An 18,707-nucleotide genomic window follows, 5' to 3' on the forward strand; every position below is an offset into this window, starting at 1 on the left:
TGGCTAGCTGCTCGAGCAGCCGCCGCAGCCGCTGGATCCGCAGCTACTCGAGCTGCAACTGCTGGAGCCACTGCTGCTGGAGCTGCAGTTGCTCGACGTGTCGCTTCCGGAGCCGCCGGAACTGGCACCGACGGGGGTTCCCATCATCGATCGGTATCCGGCCCACGCTGTGTTGGCCAGCACGCTGGTGCCGCCAAACGCCGCCAGCCACAGTAGATCGTTCGTCGACAAACCGGCACGTGGCGCCTGCTGGCTGCGCTGACGATGAACATCCAGCGTGGCGTTGGCGCCGGCGGTCGGGCCGGCACGCCCTACGCCGATCAGCCGCGCGGTCACGCACCAGTACACGATTACGAACAACGCCACCTCGATCAGCAGCCACATCACCGGACGCTGTCGGGACAAGCCCACAAAGACCTTCATCACCCCGAGCCACAGCATCGCCAGCGCAATGACCCACGCAGCGACGGTCGTCCCGCGCATCGCGCCGCGGGCCCACATCCAACCTTCGTGGCGCAGCCGATCCGTCATGTCGATGGCTTCGTCGAGGAGTCGGTCCCGAAAGGCCGGCCATGGCGAACGGCGCTGTGGTTGCCGTGCGAGCCAGGTCCACGCGTTGACATGACGCTGGGGCATTGGTGTCTCGTTCGCGACCACATATGTGTTTCGGTCACGTTTCCTCTTTGCCGGAGAAGCAACGCGGATCGCACCCGCGTCGAGCAGTGTCAGCGTCGCGACCTGCGCCATTCGTGTGGCGTCGCCGGTAATCAGCGCCGCTTCGACAGGCGTCAGCTGACGCGGCACGTTGCCATCGGCGGCTCCCCAAGGGCGGCGGTCGTACGCCGCGCGATGCAGGCCCCGGATCAGCAGACACGCCATCACGCTCACGCCGAGATAGAACGCGAGAAAGCGCGGCCCCGGAAAGTTCAGCACATCGAAATCCGATGCGATGTTCGTGGTGATGACGATGAGGATGGCTCCGATCAGAAGCCATACGGAAGGCATGACCGAGCGATTGGCCGATGCGGGTGGCGGCGTGACCGGGTTGAGAGCATGCCGTGCGGGGCCGGCAGCCTCCGGCGCGCTGTCAGGCTGCGCAGGTTCCGGCACCGGCCAGACGTCGGCAGGCGGCTCGACGCCGAACGTACGCCGGTAGCTATCGATCGTCTGCTGGTAGTGCTGCGCGTATGTGTCGTCTTCGTCTGGCGCGCCAATGCCGGGTGCGTGGTGCAGCGGCGCGCGCAGGACTTCTCCGCAAAACACCGTCCAATACTCTTTCGAATATTGCAGATGAAGATGCCAGGCCGCATCGATAGCCTCGGATGGCGTGACGGGGTGCCCCGCAAACACCGCCAGATACGCGAAGCGCTTGTATTCCTCGATGACGGTCAGCGTGTATAAACGCGACCACCCTTCCGCTTCTGCCAGACGTTGGCTGAACGGCACTGGAGCATCGGGCGCGTCCGGTGAATACTCGCTCAGCCGGCGCAGGCAGGCTTCCCGATCGGCTTCGGTCGGGGCGGAATCGGGCAGGGTCGATGGGGCGGACGGTGTCATGTGCGTTGCTGTCAACCGTTAATGCCTACTTGCTGGGAGGACACTGCGCGCTTGCATGCACCTAGCCGCGAACGACTAATTCTCTTCATGTCGCTCCAACGCTTCAAATACCGCGCGCTCACAGCGGCCGAAGTCAAAGCTGCGCAAGCGGAGATGGCGGTTGCCGTATTCACCAGCCGCCATCATTTCTGGGATGGAGCGCAGGGGCCCAGCCATCAGGCGCATCAGCGTCTGTGAAATGATCACGAACAACATCGGCGCGAGGGTAAACATCCCGACCATCATCCCCGTGAGGGAACTGGCACCTTCGAGGCCCAACTCGCTACCTGCCACCAAAAGCATGATCACGAGCATCAGCGCACTGAAATAACCGAGAAGGCCGATCGCCTCGCTAAGGCCGGAGTTCCTGCGCGACAGTATGGTCTCCAGCGGTTCGGGCAAGTCTCGAGGGCGCTTTGCAACATAGACAGTCTGTGGCTCACGACGGCCGGTCAAGCGCATGCCCCACGCTGAAAAACAGCCGTTGTCCCACCAGCCTGCAGCAAGCACGCGCATGCCGTTCAGGCCCGCGAAATAGGGTGCATTGGACGAAACCCGACGGTCCGTGACCTGGTATTCGCAGAAGTGGATAACCCGATCGTCGGTCAACGTGATGACGACGGGAGTCACGCGATAGTAGGTATCCCGCGAGATATCGTCGGTGTAGTCATATGCGTTGTGCGCATTGGCATCAACGCTCAATCCCATGGCCTCGTAGGCCCTGAACGCCGCGTTATCCACCTGCACTGAGCGAATGATGCCGCTGACGATCGCGACAGGCGCACCCCGTCGCCGACTGGCAAGCCAGTGCTCAAGCTGCTGCCATGCCCATACCAAATGGCACCAGAGCCACCAGATGCGCTCTTTCACCGGAGAAAATTGCGCGATTGGCTGCGACCGTCTCCTAGTGGGGTCGTGGTACGCGAGGCGGATCTGGGTGGAGGCACGCCGTTCATCACCCGGCTGCAATGGTGCAGCAGGCGACGGCTCACGCAACCGTGCCCGCCGGCGAGCGTCCTGTCGCGTCACTTACTCGCCCGAAACTCGATCCGCCGATTGCGCGAGCGGCCTTCATCGGTGTTGTTGGCCGCGACCGGCTGATCCGGCCCCACGCCCATCGCGGTCAGCGTGCCTTGCTCGGCGCCCTTGGCGATCAGGTAGTTTTTGACCGTCTCGGCGCGCGCCTGGCTCAGGTTGAGGTTCAATGCGCGGCTGCCGGAATTGTCGGTGTGGCCGACGATTTCGATCTTGCGGCCGTTCAGACGCGGCAGCACGGCGGCCATTTCATCCAGAATCGCGCGGCCCTTGGGCGTGAGCGTGGCGCTGCCGGTTTCAAACTCGATGATGCGGTTGGCCAGCGTCTGGTCCAGCAGCCCCTGTTCGGACACCGCCGCCACGCGCAGCCCGTTCTTGATCGTGTAGCTCTGGCCCAGCGCCGTCGCCATGTCGCTCGTGAGCTGTTGGCGCTGCGCCTCGTTGCCGACGTCGCCGTGCAGCGACACCTGCGTGCCGTCGATGTTGAGCTGCCCGCGGTTCACCTGCTTGATGGCCGGCGACAGGATCTTCTGCACGTTGGCCGACCAGTTGGGCGGCGACACCACGTTGCCCACTTCGATCTGATCGACCACGTTGGCGCTGCCGTACAGCTCGCGCAGCTTGGCCAGCACGGTCGCCTTGGTGGCTTCGTCCGGCACCATGCCGCCCGCGACGACCTGGCCAGGCACGGGCGCAGCATCGCCCGCCGCGGCGTGGGCGGGCAGGGCGCTGCCCAGGCAGGCCAGCATGGCGGCGCTTGCCAGGAGTGTTGCAGGCCGGAAGCCGCGCTTGATTGCATCCAGACCCATGTTCATTCTCCGATGAAGACTTCGCGGAAGGTATCGACCGCCACGCGCAGCGACAACTGCGGTTGATCCAGGTAACTCACGAACTTGGCCAAGCCGTACTCTCCGCTGACGTGCTGGTCGACCCACTCCGGATCGTCGATGTTGATGTTCTGTTCGGCATACGCCAGCGGCGACATGACGCTGTGCAACGTGCGCGACGAGGCGCCGTTGAAGCCGATGACCAGCCTCTCCGCGCCGTTGATATCGCCCAGGAACAGCGAGAGCTCGAAGTCCGCCCGCTGCAGGAAGCGCGACACCAGCTCCAGCCAGAAACTCGCCACCAGGCTGCGATAGAGCGGGTCTGCTGGCAGCGGCAGCGTGAGGCCTTTCTCAAGCCGCGACGAGCCATTGGCCATCACAGGTTGCAGCAGGGTGCCGAGCGCCAGCAACGTGCGGCGCAGACGGATGTTGTGGCCCTCCGAGCGCAGCATTTGCTCAAGGCCGGCAACGGTCTGGAAGTCGATGAAATCCGAAAAGCTCGCGTCGTGCGACTGCGTGCTTGTGCCGCCCGTGCCGGTCTCTACGCCGTGTTGCCCTTCGGCCAGCAGGCGCAGGCCTTCAGTGGCGTCGGTCGCGGTGCCGAGCGAAAGCATCTGCTGGCCGGCGCGCGTCCACAGGCGGGCCAGCGCAATCGGGCTGCGGGCGATGAAATTGATCGGGCGATCGACTTCCATCGCCGCAGCCGTCAGGAACGGAAAGCGGCGCGACGACAGATCGCTGCTGGCCATGAGCGTGCCCGCAATGGCGAGCTTGCTCTGCGAGCCGAGAAACGCAAACTGCACCGGCTTCCAATTGTCGTAGGTCGTCTTCCAGTCAGGGGCTTCGGCCAGCAATTCCATGCCTTGCGCCAGCCAGCGGTCGAGCGTGTCGAGCAGCTGGACGTTGTTGGCGCTTTTGACGAAATCGCCGCGCGACGGAAGCTTGCCGAAGTACGAAAGCTGCAACTGGGTCTGGCTCATTGCGCCGTCCCTCCTTGCTCTTCCGTGATGTTGTGGCGTGCGGCCTGCGTGGACACCGCGGCTTGGGCCGCAGGCGGCGTGCCTGTTGGCGCTGCCGGGGCGGGCGGCGTCAGGGTGTTCTGCGGTGCCGATGCATCGGCAATCGACGTCGGCAGACGCAAGCCGCGCAGGCCCTGGCCTTGCGGCGAATCGGATGCGGTGGTGCCGCCGGTCTGCGGGCTGCTGATGATGCGCAGGCTGATCGATACCGTCAGGTTGTCCTTCGTCCAGGACAGATCGAATGCGCCATCCGGACGACGCTTGCGTTGCGCCGTCGCAATCAGGCGCTCCAGGCCGAAGCGGCCCGGCTCGTTGAGCAGTTCCACCGTGCGGCCGTCAAAGGTGGTGGCCGTCACGCGCGCACCTGGCGTGCCCTGCGGATTCGGCCACACGAAGTTGGCCCACTGCGGCGGCGTGTTGCGATAGCGCAGTTGCTGCCCGTCGATCTCGATCGTGTATTCGGTGGCGCCTTGCGACGGCACCGGCAGGATCTGGAATACCGTCTGCGGCGCCGCGGCTGCCGCACCGCCAGCACCGCCGGCAGCACCACCCGTGAGCGGCGCGATCCAGCGTGTGAAGCCCGTGGTGAACTCGGGCACAAACGCGATGCCCAGGTCGCCCCACGTGCGGGAGGCGATCATGTCGCCACGTCGCACCGACAGCGGACCGATCGTCGTGCTGGCGAACTTCGCGATCGCGCCGTCCGGGCCGAACACCTGGCCGATCTCGGCCGCGCTGGCCTCGATCTTGGCATTGGGCGCAAACGGGTACTTGTCGGCCAGCGTGGTGGCGAACGGCTGATACACCTGCGCGTTCCACACCTTGTTGACTTCCGTCGTGGCCGGGCGAATCGCCACCGCATACGACTGCAGCAGCGGACGCACCAGCAGCGGACGCAGCGTCGCGCGCTCGCTGTCGGTCATGCCGGTCAGCATCTGCTCATCCACGTACTTGAGCGTGTCGGCCAGCTCCGAGCCGTTGCCGTCCAGCGTCTGCTGCATCAATTGGCGCGCACCCGGCCCCGGGTCGCCCTGGTTCTTGATCTGGTTGAAGCGCGTGCGCACCTTGGACAGCGAATCCATGTAGCCGCGCAGCAGCGACTTGTCGTCGCGCATGACCACCACGCGTGCCAGCCCCGAGAACTCCTTGCCCACCGGGCCCATCGGAATGGCGCCGGCTTCAGCATTGCCGCCCACCTCCAGGTTGACGTTCACCTGCGACGGCGTCTGGCGCGCAAACAGCTGCTTGAACCAGCCGAGCACGCCGGTCTTGGCCTGCTTCAGGCCGGCGTTGAACATCGACGGGTTGTCCCACGACGTCTGGTCATACGCGGTGTCGAGCACCTTGCGGATCGGCGAGTTGGTCGGGTCGCCCAGCAGGTTCATGCCGGTGACGGCCTGATCGAAGCTGGTGAAATCCTGGATCGCCACGCCCTGCATGAAGCGTTGCCATTCGCGCGCGTATTCGGTCTTGTACATCGTGACCAGCGCCTTCTGGATCTGCTCGGGGCTGCCTTCCAGCGTGAGGTCGTCGCGTGCGGCAACGTTCAGCACCCAGTCCTTCGTCTGCAGTTCCTTGTTGGCCGCTTCCTTGATGGCGGGCTGCACGTAGCCGAACCACGCTTCCTTGGTGAACGTGCCGGGCACCGCGTAGCTGCCCGCAACCAGCCCGGCACCCGTATCGCCGACGATGCGTGCGACGGTCATCGGGGCGTAGCGCGTGGAGGCGCGTGCCTTGATTTCCGCGTACGCGCGTTCGCGTGCGGGCATGCCGCGCACCACGCGGCGCAGGTTCTCACGCGTCTGGTCGACCAGCGAGAGGTTGCCTTCCAGCAGCGGCCAGTTGTCGTCGTTCACGCGGGCCAGGAAGAACGACAGGTTGCGCTCCGCCGAGCGGATCATCTGCTCGCGCGGCATGTTGCCGCGGTTGTCTTCCAGCCAGCCGCGCCAGAAACGCGTCACTTGATCGGTCAGGTGCGCGACTTCCACGTGGCGCTTGTCCGACAGCATCAGGTAGGTCTTGAGCGCGTTGTAGCCGTCTTCCACGTTGGTGGGCGAGGCATCGGTGTAGCGCTTGGCCCCGGTCGACGCCGTAGCCTGGTTTGGCGCGGCAGGCGCGCCGGCTGCTGCAGCCGACGCACCACCCAGCGTGGCGGTAGCCGTCGTCACGGACGTGGTCATCACTGCGCCGGTTTCCGGCGGACGCACCATCGGGGCGAGCTGATCCGGATGCGCGTTGACCTCTGCCAGGAAGGTTTCGATCGCGCCGCCCACCGGCTTGAGCATGACCTGGCGCAGGCCGTTGTAGTACTCGTCGAGCAGCTTGTGCTGCAGCGTGTCGCCCTGGTACAGGCCCAGCGACAGCGCGAGGGGATGGTCGTTGCGATACCGGTCGAGCTGTTCGATCCGGTCTTGCAGGATGTCGAGCGCCTCCAGGCGGGCCTGCAGGTCCACCCGGTTCTGCTGCATCTTCACGATCTTGTCGAGGTCAGCCTGCACGTTGGCCGTCAGCGTGCGGTTGCCCATGTACGACCATGTCCAGCCGCCGAGCATCACGCCCAGCGCCAGCACCAGTGCAAAGAAGGTAGCGATGCGCACGCGCGTCTTCGCGGGGCTGGCGAATTGCCGCACGGTCTGCTTGTCGGCAAAGATCACCTTCGAGAACAGGTCGCGCAGGAAGAAGCCGTTCTTGGAGAACACCTCGCGGGTGCGTGCGGCGCCGTCGGTCGACAGGCCAAAGCGTCGCGCAATGCGCTCGGCCGACACGCTGTTGGTGGCGCCTTCCTGCAGTGCGCTGGTGAAGTAGAAACCGCGGAATACCGGCTTGTACTGGAACGGGTTCTCATCGAACAGCGTCATCAGGAACGCACGCAGCGTCGGCTTGATCGACGCAAATTCCAGCGGGAAGCTCAGCAGCCCCGGCGAGAGCTTGTTGTTCCGGTGCAGCGCGATCTGCGCCACGCTGATCTCCTTCAGCCCGTCGCACAGCTCGTCAAAGCGCTGGTCGAACACGGCGGCCACGTCGGGCTTCGAATCGGGCTCGAAGGGCAGGGTGGCGCCCCAGACGCGGTCGCGCTCCTGCTTCTCGCTGTCGCCAAAGAATTCGGTAAAGCCGGTGATCAGGTCGGCCTTGGTGAACATGACGTACACCGGGGCAAACACTTCCAGGCGTTCGGTCAATTCCTGCACGCGCTGGCGCAGGTTCTTGGCCAGGTTGATGGCGAATTCGGGGCGGTTTTGCGTGAGTTCCGACACGCTCACCGTCACGACGATGCCGTTGATGGGCGCCTTGGGGCGATAGCGTTTGAGGAGGTCGAGGAAGCCGAGCCACTCGCGACGGTCTTCTTCGTGCACGGAGTAACGGCCGGCCGTGTCGAGCAGGATGCCTTCGGTGGTGAAGAACCAGTCGCAGTTACGCGTGCCGCCGATGCCCTGGATGACCGCGCCGCCCTTGTCGGCAAACGGAAACTGCAAGCCGGAATTGAGCACGGCCGTGCTTTTGCCCGCCGCCGGGTTGCCGATCACGATGTACCAGGGCAGCTCGTACAGCGCCGCGCTGCCTGACATCTGCCCGAGCTTGGAGCGCTTGATGGTCTTGACGGCCTCGGCCAGGCGCACGCGCAGGGCTTCCACTTCTTCGCGCTTGTCTGGCGTGGCGGTCTTGTCAGCGGCGGCCTGTTCCAGCACGCCTTCCAGCTTGTTGCTGGCCTGACGCGCGCGCCAGCGCTTCCAGAGATACGTCAGCAGCCACAGCGCGAGCAGCACGCCCAGCGCGATGCCGACCCAGACCAGGCCAACCTCGAAGGTCTGCGCCATCAGCAGCAGGAAGATGGTCAGCACGATCACGCCAAGAATCGACAGCGTGCGTGAGTTGGTCAGGAAGTTCAGGAAGCGTTGCATGTTGCCTTCGGCTCGGGAACAGACGGAATCGGAATCGAAATCTGGAACAAGGTCAGGTCAGGCTGGGCACCACCGCGATGGCGCCGCGCTGCTGGATGTCGTTGGCGGTAATGGCCAGCACCGGCTTGCCGGTCTGCTGGCTCAACTGGTGCGCCACCACCACGGATAGCAGTGGGCCCGCAGCGCCCACATAGCCGCACGGTGTGCCAACGGGCAGCAGATCTGCGGCCAGGTCCAGCGTGGGGAAACGTTCGGAAAACACGCGTGCCACCTCGACGGTGCGCACGGGGTGCATGCCGGTGTCTGAAACGACGCCGGCAACGGTGATGGGTTCGGCAGCCGAATCGCCCTCTGCGGTTTCGGCCTTCTCAGCGGGTGCCGCGTCCTGCTTGGCCTTGACCGGTGCGGCGGCCAAGGTGTCGAGCACGTGGCCCACGGCGTCGCCCAGTGCCTGCAGTTGCGGCTGGCCGCGATCGGGCGTCGGCGATTCCAGGCGCGCCACGCCGGCGCGCGTGATCGTGAACGTCTCGGTTGTAGCGGGAGCACCGTCCAGTGCGGCCGGCTGCATGCTCTGCGCCATGAGCGGTGCGCACAGCAGCACGCCAGCAGCGGCTTCGCCCGGCACGCGGCCATGCTGGCGATTGGCTTCGAACAATTGCTCGTGCTGCATCAGTTGTTCGACCGCGCTTGGGCCCACCAGCGAATCCGCCACCACTACCATGCGCAGCACGCGCTCGTCGCTGGCGCGGTTGACGCCTTGCGTGGCGCGATCGACCAGCAGCAGCGCATCGGCATCGCCTTTGGCGGTGATGGGCTCCAGCGTCAAACGGTCTGCTGGCCAGATCAACGCGATGCGTTGGCGCAGCCAGCCATCGGCGGCGGCTTGATGCTGCGGTGTCCACTCGCGCGGGAGCAGTGCGGTGATGATCAGCCGCGTGGTGTCCGGCTCGGTCGTTTCCGGGGCGTGCGCAACGGCGTGTGCGGCGAGTTCTTCGGCCACCTGGCCGGCCAGAGACAGGGCGCGCAGGCGTTCGTCCAGCCAGTCGACATCGGGATGTTGCTCGGCCAGTTCGGCACGCAGGTCTTCGATGTCGATGCCTTCCACTTGCGCAGCAAAGATCGGCTGGCCGAAGCCTTGCACATCGGTCAATCCGGGCTGCGTATTGGCCTGCACGGCCTCCATCACTGAAGCGGCATCGCCTCCGACGGGCGCACGCAGGGCGCTGGCGAGCAGCACGGCGCGCCATTGGCGCGTGGCGTCTTGCGGATCGTCGGCCTTCGCGTCGGTGCCTGTTGCGGCCGGCGTGGCAGCCGCCAGCTCACGGCCCGCCACGACATTCGAGCGGATGCCATCCAGCGCGCGCTTGATGACCCAATAGCCGACGATCATGCCCACCGGCAGCAACAGCAGGTAGGTCAGGATGTCGCCGGTGGTCGGCATGCGGTTGGCCGACTGCCACCACACGATGACGGCAATCCACACCACCACGAAGACAGCGAGCAGCGTCAGCCCGGACCGGAAGAGTCTTGCAACCATGTCGTGCGCGTTCAGATGCTGCCGGTGTTGCCCTGGCTGGACAGGAGGGTGGCGCCGCAGGCGGTTTTGTCGCCGTGGCGCGCCGCCTGCTTGCCGTCGATGATGACGTTCGGGTCGCCCGTCACGATGACGGTCGTGCCGCCGTGGCCGTTCTTCGGGCAGGTCACCTTGTCACCCACGCAGGCAATGCCCTTGCCGCCGGTGGTTGTGTTGCCCGATGCGGTGATCACCACGCCGCCGTGGTCGGTCTTGTCACCCAGCAGGATGAAGGGCCGTGTCATTGCATGCTCCCCATGTGTCCTATCGTCATTGCCTTGGTGCGGGCTGCTTGCCGAGCACGCCCTTGCGGCGCAGCTCGACGTGGCCCAGATCCATCATCTTCCAGCGGCCGCCCCACACGAGGCCCACCGATTCCGCTGTCTGGCCGTACAGCTCGTAGCCGCGCATCGCCCACGGGTCTTTCTCGCTGATGACCAGCTTGCCCTCGCGGAAGAACGCGCTGTCTGCCGCCAGGCCGTACTGGTGATAGCTCTGGAACGCCGTGGCCTGCGTGACATTGCTGCCCATCGCCGCCAGCTTCACTTGCCGCTCGGGGCTCCGGTAGCCTTCGAGCAGCGCCATCTCGTAACCGTGTTCGTCGCGCATGATCTTGTAGACCAGCAGCAGGCGCTGACGGAAATCCGCGTCGAGCAGGTTCCAGTCGCGGCTCGCATCGCGGATGGCCGGGCGGATCTGCTCGACTTCACGCGTGGTGAACACCTCGGGCGGCAGGGGCGGCGGCGGGATCAGCCGTTCACCATTGAGCAGCGCCGAGATGTGCGGATCCGGCTCGCGCACCTGGTCGTCATCGAACTCGAACGACTGCTGCTCGCGCAGCGCCAGCGCCAGCATGGGCGGCACCGACAGCACGCCCAGCGCACCGAGCAGCAGCATCCGCCGCCGTACCACGAACTGTTTGAACGCCGATACCCCGGACGTTGCGTTGTCCACCGACTCGCGCAGCGACCCTGCCGAGCGCGCGCCCACCACCGCAGCCCCCGCGCTCACGCGCTGCCACTGCGCACGCAGCAACGCCACGCAGCGCTGCCGTACCGACGGCAGCAGCAGCACGGCAGCGACCACCACCATGGCAACGAAGTAGAGAACAAGAGCGACAAAAACCATACCGACCTGCGGAGCGTGGGCGCCTACGTCAATTCATCCAGATTTATATCTGTATTTACAATGCTAAATTATTAATAAACGGTAATAATCGAGCGCTCGCTACGCGGGAATATTAAGAAACGATAAAGAAAATACCGCAACCTGCGCCAATCATTTGTCTTTCAGCAAGGCCAGACTTAGAATCAGCAGCCACCACCGGAATCGGCGCTTGTTTGTAATGCATACGTTCGCCGCGCATTCTATTTCAATTCTGGACCCGTGATGAGTAATAACGGCGATTTGAAACAAGAAGGGCCCCCAACGCTCTTCAATTCTGAATCCGAGACCGATGAGGCCGGACATACGCGCATTCTGGCGAGTCTGGAAGGCCGCGTCGCGGCCGGCGGCAAGGCACCGAAGAAGTCCGGGCAGCGCTATGGCGTTGCGGCGGCGGTGGTCGTGCTCGCCGCCGGTATCGGCGCGTGGATGCTGCTGAACCCCAGCGGCGAATCTGCGCCCCCGCAGGTGGCAGAGCAGGCCGCGCCAGCGGCCGCGCAACCGCCTGCATCCACGCAGGCTGCCGGCGCGGAAACCGCTCACACGGCCGCTGCGGCGCCGGTTGCCTCCGCAAGCGAGCCTGCAGCGCAAGCGCAAGCCGCCACCATCGTCAATGTCGCGCCGGGCGAAGACCACGCAAGCGAGAAGGTCGAGAAGGTCGACAAGGCGCCGGTCGCGAGCGTGCCTGCCAAGGAGCCGCATGACCAGGCGCCACCCGCGCATGTCGTGGCGGCAAAGTCCAGCAGCACCTCCGCCGATACCGACGAAGGCAAGACGGCAACCGCCAAGCTCGTGGCGAAATCGACGAATACGCCATTTAAGGCGCTGCAGCAGCCGTCAAAGCCGAAGGCGCAATCCGCGGCCAAATCCGCCAAGAACCGAAAAGGCACATTGGCGCCCGATGATCCTGACGCCGATCTGCTGGCCGCATTGCTTGCGCCGCAGAATGCTGCCAATAAGGCCGCCAATTCAACCACTTACAAAGGGCAATAGCCGCCCGGCTGCCCGGTTGTTTTTACAACCGGGTGATTGAGCGGAGGCGGCTGCAATGCCCGACATTGCGCTGCCTCGTAAATGCCCGCGCTGGTTTCACGAAATCGCTCCGTGATACGCCACGCGTTGCAGCATCGGACAGCGAATGGACGCCACGACCCTCCTTCAGAACCTCTTCGCACCCACACGCCGCCTGTACACGCTGGAAGGCGAGGGGCCGCTTGCGGAGCTCGCGGTGGAAGCCTGGCTCGGTCGCGAGGCGCTCTCCGAGCTGTTTGAATGGCGCGTGGTGGCTGTCAGCGCCAATGCGCGCATCGCACTCAAATCGTTGCTGGGCCAGCGCGTCACGCTGGTTACGACGCTGGCAGACGGTACGCAGGGCAAGCGCACGGGCTTGATCCGTCTGGCCGAGAAGCTTGGCGCGGACGGCAGCCTCACGCGCTATCGCCTGACCGTGGTGCCGTGGTTCTGGCTGACCACGCAGCAGCGCCACAGCCAGGTGTTCCAGAATCGGCCGCTCGCCGACATTTTTGAGCAGATGCTGTCGCCATACGAGCCGTATGCCTCGTGGCGCTACGCGGCCGGTGCCGAAGCGCGCATGAGCGATTTCGGTACACGCGCGCACATCGCCCAGTTTCGCGAGACCGACTACCACTTCGTCACGCGGCTGCTGGCCGAAGCGGGGCTCGGCTTCACCACGGTGGAAGACGACCAGGCGCACGGCGGCCACACGCTGGTGATTTTTGCCGACAGCACGCAGCTGCCGGAAGATGCGGAGTCCGCATCGGCAGGCGGTATCCGTTTTCACCGCGCGCACAGCCTGGAAGAGCGCGACGCCATCCAGCAACTTGCCTGCCACAGCCGCACGACGGTGGGCGGCGTGGCGGTGGCCGCGTGGGACCCGGAAGGCAAGCAGAACGCTCGCGCCCACGCGCCTGCACGCTTCGCCACCAGCACGGGCAGCCCGGATGCGTATCTGTCGATCAGCCCATCGCTCGCGCCCGATTCCGCCAATGCCCAGCGCGTTGCCGAGCAGGTCATGGAAAGCCTGGAAGTGCGCGCGCTGTTGTTTTCCGGGCGCGGCACCGTGCGCACGCTGCGCAGCGGGACGCGCCTCCAGGTGGTGGATTGCCCGCACCTGCCGCAAGACGTGGAAGGCGCCTATCCGCTGTTGATGGATCTGGTCGAGCACTGCGGCATCAACAACCTGACCGTCGATACGCACAACGCGCTCAGCCAGCGTTTGGGCGGGCTGGATGCCGCGCTGGAATTCGATACGCCGCCCAGCGCGCCGGAATCCGGCCCGGGCGTTTTTGGTTTCCAGGAAGCAGAAGGCCCCGTCGAGCGCAACGCTCCGTCAGGCGATCTGCTCAAGGCCGCACGCACGCACGGCTACGCCGGAATGTTCCGCGCCAGCGACGCACGCAGGCCCTGGCGCCCGGCTGTGACCGAACCCGATTGCGGCCGTCTCTACGCGGCACCCACCGCGCAAGGCGTGCACAGCGCCATCGTGGTCGGCCCGGACGGCCAGACCCAAGCCGGCGGAGACGGCGAGCATCATGCCAGCCCCGCAGGCGAAATCCGCGTGCGCTTTCCGTGGCAACAGGGCGAGCGCGCGGATGACCGCAGCAGCCGCTGGGTACGCGTCGCGCAGCGGCAGGCCGGCTCCGGCATGGGCTGGCAATGGCTGCCGCGCATCGGGCAGGAAGTGCTCGTCAAGTTCAGCGAAGACGACATCGACCAGCCCGTCGTGATCGGCTCGCTGTACAACGGCCAGGGCGAGGCAGGCATCGCGCCAACGCCGGGCGGGCAGGGCGCATCCGACCAAAGCGACGGCACGGCCCTCTACAAGCAAGGCAGCGACAGCGCCGCGAGTGCGCAAGGCAACGTGGCCGGCGGCCACAGCCCCGCCTGGCATGGCATGGGCACCGAAGCCGAAGGCCACCGCAACGCCGCCGCCCACACCGGCTTCAAGAGCGCGGAACACGGCGGCAGCGGCTACAACCACCTCGTCTTTGACGACAGCGACGGCCAGTTGCGCACGCAGCTCGCCACCACGCAGCAATTCAGCCAGCTCAACCTCGGGCATCTCGTCCATCAGCAAGACAACCGGCGCGGCAGTTTCCGTGGCCAGGGCTTCGAGCTGCGCACCGATGGCCACGCCGCCGTGCGCGGCCAGGCGGGCTTGCTGCTGACCACCTACCGCGATGCCAGCAGCGGCAAAGCCGTGCCCACCGGTGACAACGCCGCAGGCATTGCACTGATCAAGCAGGCGAAGGAACTGACGTCATCGCTCGGGCAAGGGGCCGTCACGCATCAGACCGCCGCACTCGACACCGCCAAGAACGACGATGCCCCGCTGGCCAAGCAAGCCAAGGCGGTGGCCGGCATGGTCGACGGCAAAGCGCTCGACGCCGCCAAGCAGGACGCCAGCGCCGGCAACACCGCCACGCAAGGCAAGGTGCCGCATCAGGGCGAGGCCATTGCCCACCTGGCGGGCCGCGCGGGCCTCGTCATGGTGGCGGGGCAAGACCTGCAGCTCGCCAATGGCGAAAGCATCGCGCTGGGCAGCGGCCAAGACACCAACCTCGCCGTCGGCAAGCAGGCACGCATGCACGCCGGCCAGGCGATCGGCGTGGCTGCAGGTTTGTCCAAGGCGGGCGACAACAACATCGGCCTGCAGCTCACGGCGGGGCAAGACAACATCGACGTGCAAGCCCAGCACGACGTGCTCAAGCTGATGGCCAAGCAGGACCTGAAGCTGGTGTCGGCCAATATGAACGTGGATTTTGCGGCCGCCAAGCGCATCCGCATCGCCACGGCCGGCGGGGCGTCGATCACGCTGGAAGGGGGGAATATCACCGTGGAGTGTGCGGGGGCGATTACGTATAAGGCGGCGCAGCGGGTGTTTCAGGGGCCTGTCAATCAACCGTATCCGTTGCCGGCAAGCCCGACCTCCGAGATCAACTTGCCCGGCACTTACCGCTTCTCTCTATAGAAAGCCATGCTAATTTCGTACCCTATCCTGCCCCAAGGTAAGGAGGCTGGAGAAGCATTTGTCGGCCAGAAAGACTGGAAACCTGCAGTCCTTCCTAAAAGCGATCAATCGAAGGATCGCATTGAGGACCGTCCGGGGGAGCTTTCCGAGACTGAGGACGATGAGTTCGCAAAAGAATTGATCGACCAGCCCGCCCCAATAAATGTGCCCAACCGACCACTGAGCGAGGCCGACGCCATTGCCATGGAGCAGCAGGCGATGCACGGTACCTATCCGATCAGCTTTGATCGTAGGTGGCATGGCGGAATTCATCTATCGATTAGCAATACTCTGCAAGCCATCCGTGCAGTCGCTGATGGTACTTTGGTGGCCGCGCTCTATCCTAAAGAGCCACTTAAAGACCCACATGGCTCCGCATGTGAACGCGGTTTTGTTTTGCTGAGGCATGATACAGAGATTGGTGCGAAGCTGATTCCTGCGGTGAATGGCCAAGAGGCGAAGCTTGAGCCTATCAAGTTCACCTACTTCTCGTTGTATATGCATTTGGCCAGCGCAGAGGCGGAGAAGGCGACGGGCGTACGTCGCGGCCCCAATGAAGATGGTTTTGCTCGGCCACTGCGGACGATTGCCGCCGATCAATTGATGATGTTCGCTGACCCGGCAAAAGCGCCTCGTATCTATCGTCGCGAGATCATCGGTTATCCAGGGAAAATGTACGGCGGCAGCCAAGTGCAAGTGGAAATTTTCACAACGGAAGAGCAGCTCAAACAACTGCCGGATACGGAGAGTCTTGTCGCGCAAAAGAAGTCATCGGAACGGCTACCCTGGGGAAAATTGTATTTCTACATTCCTGCCGGAACAGCGTTCGTCGCTACTCCCAGTAGAGCTACACACGGGTTCATTGGGAAAACAGACAAGACAATCAAAGAAGAGGTTGTCGGAAAAAAGAAGGCTCCAACGGGGCAGTATTACGACAGCCGGGGACTAAATTCGGTTTTTTTCCCTAATAAAAAAGCGGGCGTGAATACTTCTCCTCTGGTAGTTGAGATGTGGTATCACAAGGGCTCTCGATATTTTCGGGTTCTCAAGGAGGAGGCGGGGCCGGTAGGAAAACGATACGTTCCACTAGTCAGCAACACGCAAGCCTTCGAGATGAAGGACTACGAGTACGATCTGTACCAACGTGCAAAGCGCATGTACTCAGGATGCATGAGCGCCGGCGCCGATCTTTTGCGCTTTGGCCGAATCGTTGGCGTAGATCAACCGCAGTCCAGCGCAGCCGATTGCTGGTTGGCAGTCCCCTTTGGGGCGGGCACAGAGGACATTGGTTACATAGATCTTGCACAGAGTGCGATCCTAAAGTTCTCAGATGCAGATTTCCCGCACTTTAATGGCTGGAGGCGGGTGAAGGAGGAGCAGGCAAACGTCGATGGTAAAGTCGATGTCGCTTATCTAACAAAGCTCTTAGCGGATGCCGACACAGACCATGATGGGCGGACGTCTGAAGACGAGATGGCGCAGTATTTGACGAGCCATCCAGAGATCAGGCAATGGCTTAGGCACTTGATTTGCAAAGCACCATCCGAGTGGGACGCCAGCCATAATGACAGCCGTTACTCGGACTTGAAGCAAAAAGGGGGGGCGTTCTATGGCAAAGAATCCGAATATCAGGCGTTTTTGTCTTTTGCTAAGAAATTTCAATTCTGGGATGACATCAAGGCGGCATTGGCCGGGCATGGCATCAACAGTTCCACGCTGTGGTTCTTCCACCCATTGCAGTTCGTCAAACAGTTCCGGAAGGCGAACTGGCTGACGTTGGAAGAAATGGCTCAACTGACTCCGTTGAAGCATGAGTGGACGGACGATAAACCTGGCACAAAACCTACCACCGTGGTGACCCTGTGGTCGGACATGCGTGCAAGATTGATCAGCGGCAATAATGAGGCTGGTCGCGGGCCAAGTACTGCCAAAACGTCGCCTCCTGATCTGTGGCGCAACTTGAACTGGACGTTTGTGAAGTACGGTATTGCCGATATTTCACGCAAAGCCCATTTTTGGGGGCAGATCTCTCAGGAAACGGGGTTGCTGACTGACGTGGTTGAAAACGGGGACAGGCAATACTTCCTTGATCACGATTACGATAAGAAGAACGGAAATAGAAACGCGGATGACGCTGAGAACTTTAAGGGGCGTGGGCTGATTCAGATTACCGGTTTGGAAAAATATTCTGCTTATAGCGAATACAGAAAAACAAAAGATTACACAATAATCCCAAATCAGGAATTAATTGGGGGTAATGCATTTGAGACTTGCGATTCTTCGGGTTGGTATTACAGCTTCTTCCGCCCGTCTACAATGCGTGCTGCGGATGGTGGGGCGACTGCTGCGGCTGTCAGAGGTGTAACGCAAGCAGTCAACGGCGGCGTAAACCACATAACCAATCGTGGAACCTATTTCTCCCATGCTTTGCGCGCACTTAATGATCAGGTGGATCAACTTCAGCAATACAGTCCGCTGAATCCAGATACATCGGCAGAGTACGAGGCGGAAGAGGCAGAAAAAAAGCGGAAGCAAGAAGAGGCCAAGAAAAGGAAGCAGGAAGAGGCGGCCAAGAAAAAGCAGGACGCTAACGCAGCCAAGAAGAAAGGAAGGAAAAAATGACGCAGTGGAAGTCCTCTATATTTTTCCTTGCAGCGCTGTGCGCCAGCTATGCTTTCTGTGCAGAACAGGCCGCCTCATCCAGATATGTCCCTAACAATCAAGATGAATCCAGGGGGTTAGTGTCTCAGTGGGTTGCAGAAGCAGAGCGATTCAAAGAAGCCAAGCTTTTATTAATCAAGAGTGGGAAACTCGTAATTGGTAAAAAGTCTTCGACGCCATTTCCTACCCATCCCGTCAACTTGCCCACTGCGGGATGGACGCCGTTGAATACCGAGGAGGCAAAACTATGTGGGTTCTATTTCGCCATTCCGCCGAACAGTGAGGGAGGCGGATGCGAGAAAAGGAGAGAGGCGAACGGGCCAGCGGGGCAGGCACCAGAGTGGAATTCAACCGCACACGATTCTTTCGATTGGGTCGCAGGAGTTAGCATTCCGGTTCGGAAGAGAGGCACGCCGGGGTACACCTTTGACCAATATTTTTCGTATGCGAAATTTATTGTCATTGATAGCCAAAGTTTCGAGCAGCGCCTATTGGAAAGCCCTCAAGTCGGTGCGGGGAAAATTGGGCTTTTTGCTAATAAGGAAATGTACCCAAATAGACTCTGGAATAGTCTGCCGGCCAACCCCGTTGTTGTTAAAAACAATGAAGGAACGCAGCTATTGGTCGCTCGCATAGACGGGATTGGTGATAAGGTTGCTGGGCGTCGGTCGCTTTATTCATCGTGCATTTACTCAATTCATGGAAACGGAAGGCGATCTGCGGAAGCGTTAACATGCTTCATGAATATTGATAAGTATAAAAATAATCAATATATCAATCAGTACATGAGGATGCTCGATTCAATTAGGATGGAATGATTGAATTTGTTGTTATCGTATTGATGTTGGGTTGAATTTATTGCTTTTGAATGCGACGACAATTATCTGCATCTTTTCTCATTGC

General features: G+C 62.5%; 12 protein-coding genes. 4 read left to right on the forward strand and 8 right to left on the reverse strand.

What is annotated here, in order from left to right; genetic code table 11:
* Positions 1 to 3 precede the first annotated feature (3 nt).
* The 8 genes from R2669_RS00735 to R2669_RS00770 form a co-directional block, all read right to left on the reverse strand.
* Complete coding sequence (locus tag R2669_RS00735) at positions 4 to 1,557, reverse strand: TIGR04222 domain-containing membrane protein (protein WP_316897977.1); 1,554 nt, start codon at positions 1,555 to 1,557, stop codon at positions 4 to 6.
* A 75-nt stretch (positions 1,558 to 1,632) separates the two neighbouring features.
* Positions 1,633 to 2,466, reverse strand: coding sequence for a hypothetical protein (locus tag R2669_RS00740; RefSeq protein ID WP_316897978.1), 834 nt, complete (start codon positions 2,464 to 2,466; stop codon positions 1,633 to 1,635).
* Between the two features lie 155 nt (positions 2,467 to 2,621).
* Positions 2,622 to 3,440, reverse strand: a complete 819-nt coding sequence (locus tag R2669_RS00745) for an OmpA family protein (protein ID WP_316897979.1) — start codon at positions 3,438 to 3,440, stop codon at positions 2,622 to 2,624.
* 2 nt (positions 3,441 to 3,442) lie between these two features.
* On the reverse strand, positions 3,443 to 4,438 hold the full coding sequence (gene tagF, locus R2669_RS00750) for a type VI secretion system-associated protein TagF (RefSeq protein ID WP_147217114.1): 996 nt from the start codon (positions 4,436 to 4,438) through the stop codon (positions 3,443 to 3,445).
* Complete coding sequence (tssM, locus tag R2669_RS00755) at positions 4,435 to 8,376, reverse strand: type VI secretion system membrane subunit TssM (protein WP_316897980.1); 3,942 nt, start codon at positions 8,374 to 8,376, stop codon at positions 4,435 to 4,437. The genes tagF and tssM overlap by 4 nt, the downstream gene beginning before the upstream one ends.
* Positions 8,377 to 8,428: 52 nt before the next feature.
* Entirely contained in the window at positions 8,429 to 9,913 is a 1,485-nt protein-coding gene (locus R2669_RS00760) for a hypothetical protein (protein WP_316897981.1), read from the reverse strand.
* An 11-nt stretch (positions 9,914 to 9,924) separates the two neighbouring features.
* Positions 9,925 to 10,194, reverse strand: a complete 270-nt coding sequence (locus tag R2669_RS00765) for a PAAR domain-containing protein (protein ID WP_316891122.1) — start codon at positions 10,192 to 10,194, stop codon at positions 9,925 to 9,927.
* Between the two features lie 25 nt (positions 10,195 to 10,219).
* Positions 10,220 to 11,077: a M15 family metallopeptidase gene (locus R2669_RS00770; protein ID WP_316897983.1), complete on the reverse strand. Its 858-nt coding sequence runs from the start codon at positions 11,075 to 11,077 to the stop codon at positions 10,220 to 10,222.
* Positions 11,078 to 11,338: 261 nt separating this feature from the next.
* Here R2669_RS00770 and R2669_RS00775 point away from each other — a divergent pair, with 261 nt between their 5' ends.
* The 4 genes from R2669_RS00775 to R2669_RS00790 all read left to right on the forward strand — a co-directional run bounded on the left by R2669_RS00775 (position 11,339) and on the right by R2669_RS00790 (position 18,622).
* Complete coding sequence (locus tag R2669_RS00775) at positions 11,339 to 12,106, forward strand: hypothetical protein (RefSeq protein WP_316897984.1); 768 nt, start codon at positions 11,339 to 11,341, stop codon at positions 12,104 to 12,106.
* Between the two features lie 145 nt (positions 12,107 to 12,251).
* The gene (locus R2669_RS00780; RefSeq protein ID WP_316897985.1) at positions 12,252 to 15,104 is read left to right on the forward strand and encodes a type VI secretion system Vgr family protein; all 2,853 of its coding nucleotides are present in this window, start codon (positions 12,252 to 12,254) and stop codon (positions 15,102 to 15,104) included.
* A gap of 6 nt (positions 15,105 to 15,110) precedes the next feature.
* On the forward strand, positions 15,111 to 17,765 hold the full coding sequence (locus tag R2669_RS00785; RefSeq protein ID WP_316897986.1) for a hypothetical protein: 2,655 nt from the start codon (positions 15,111 to 15,113) through the stop codon (positions 17,763 to 17,765).
* The gene (locus R2669_RS00790) at positions 17,762 to 18,622 is read left to right on the forward strand and encodes a hypothetical protein (protein WP_316897987.1); all 861 of its coding nucleotides are present in this window, start codon (positions 17,762 to 17,764) and stop codon (positions 18,620 to 18,622) included. The genes R2669_RS00785 and R2669_RS00790 overlap by 4 nt, the downstream gene beginning before the upstream one ends.
* Positions 18,623 to 18,707: the final 85 nt, after the last annotated feature.

The organism is Ralstonia edaphi, assembly GCF_958350185.1.
In the GTDB taxonomy this organism is placed as follows: domain Bacteria; phylum Pseudomonadota; class Gammaproteobacteria; order Burkholderiales; family Burkholderiaceae; genus Ralstonia; species Ralstonia edaphi.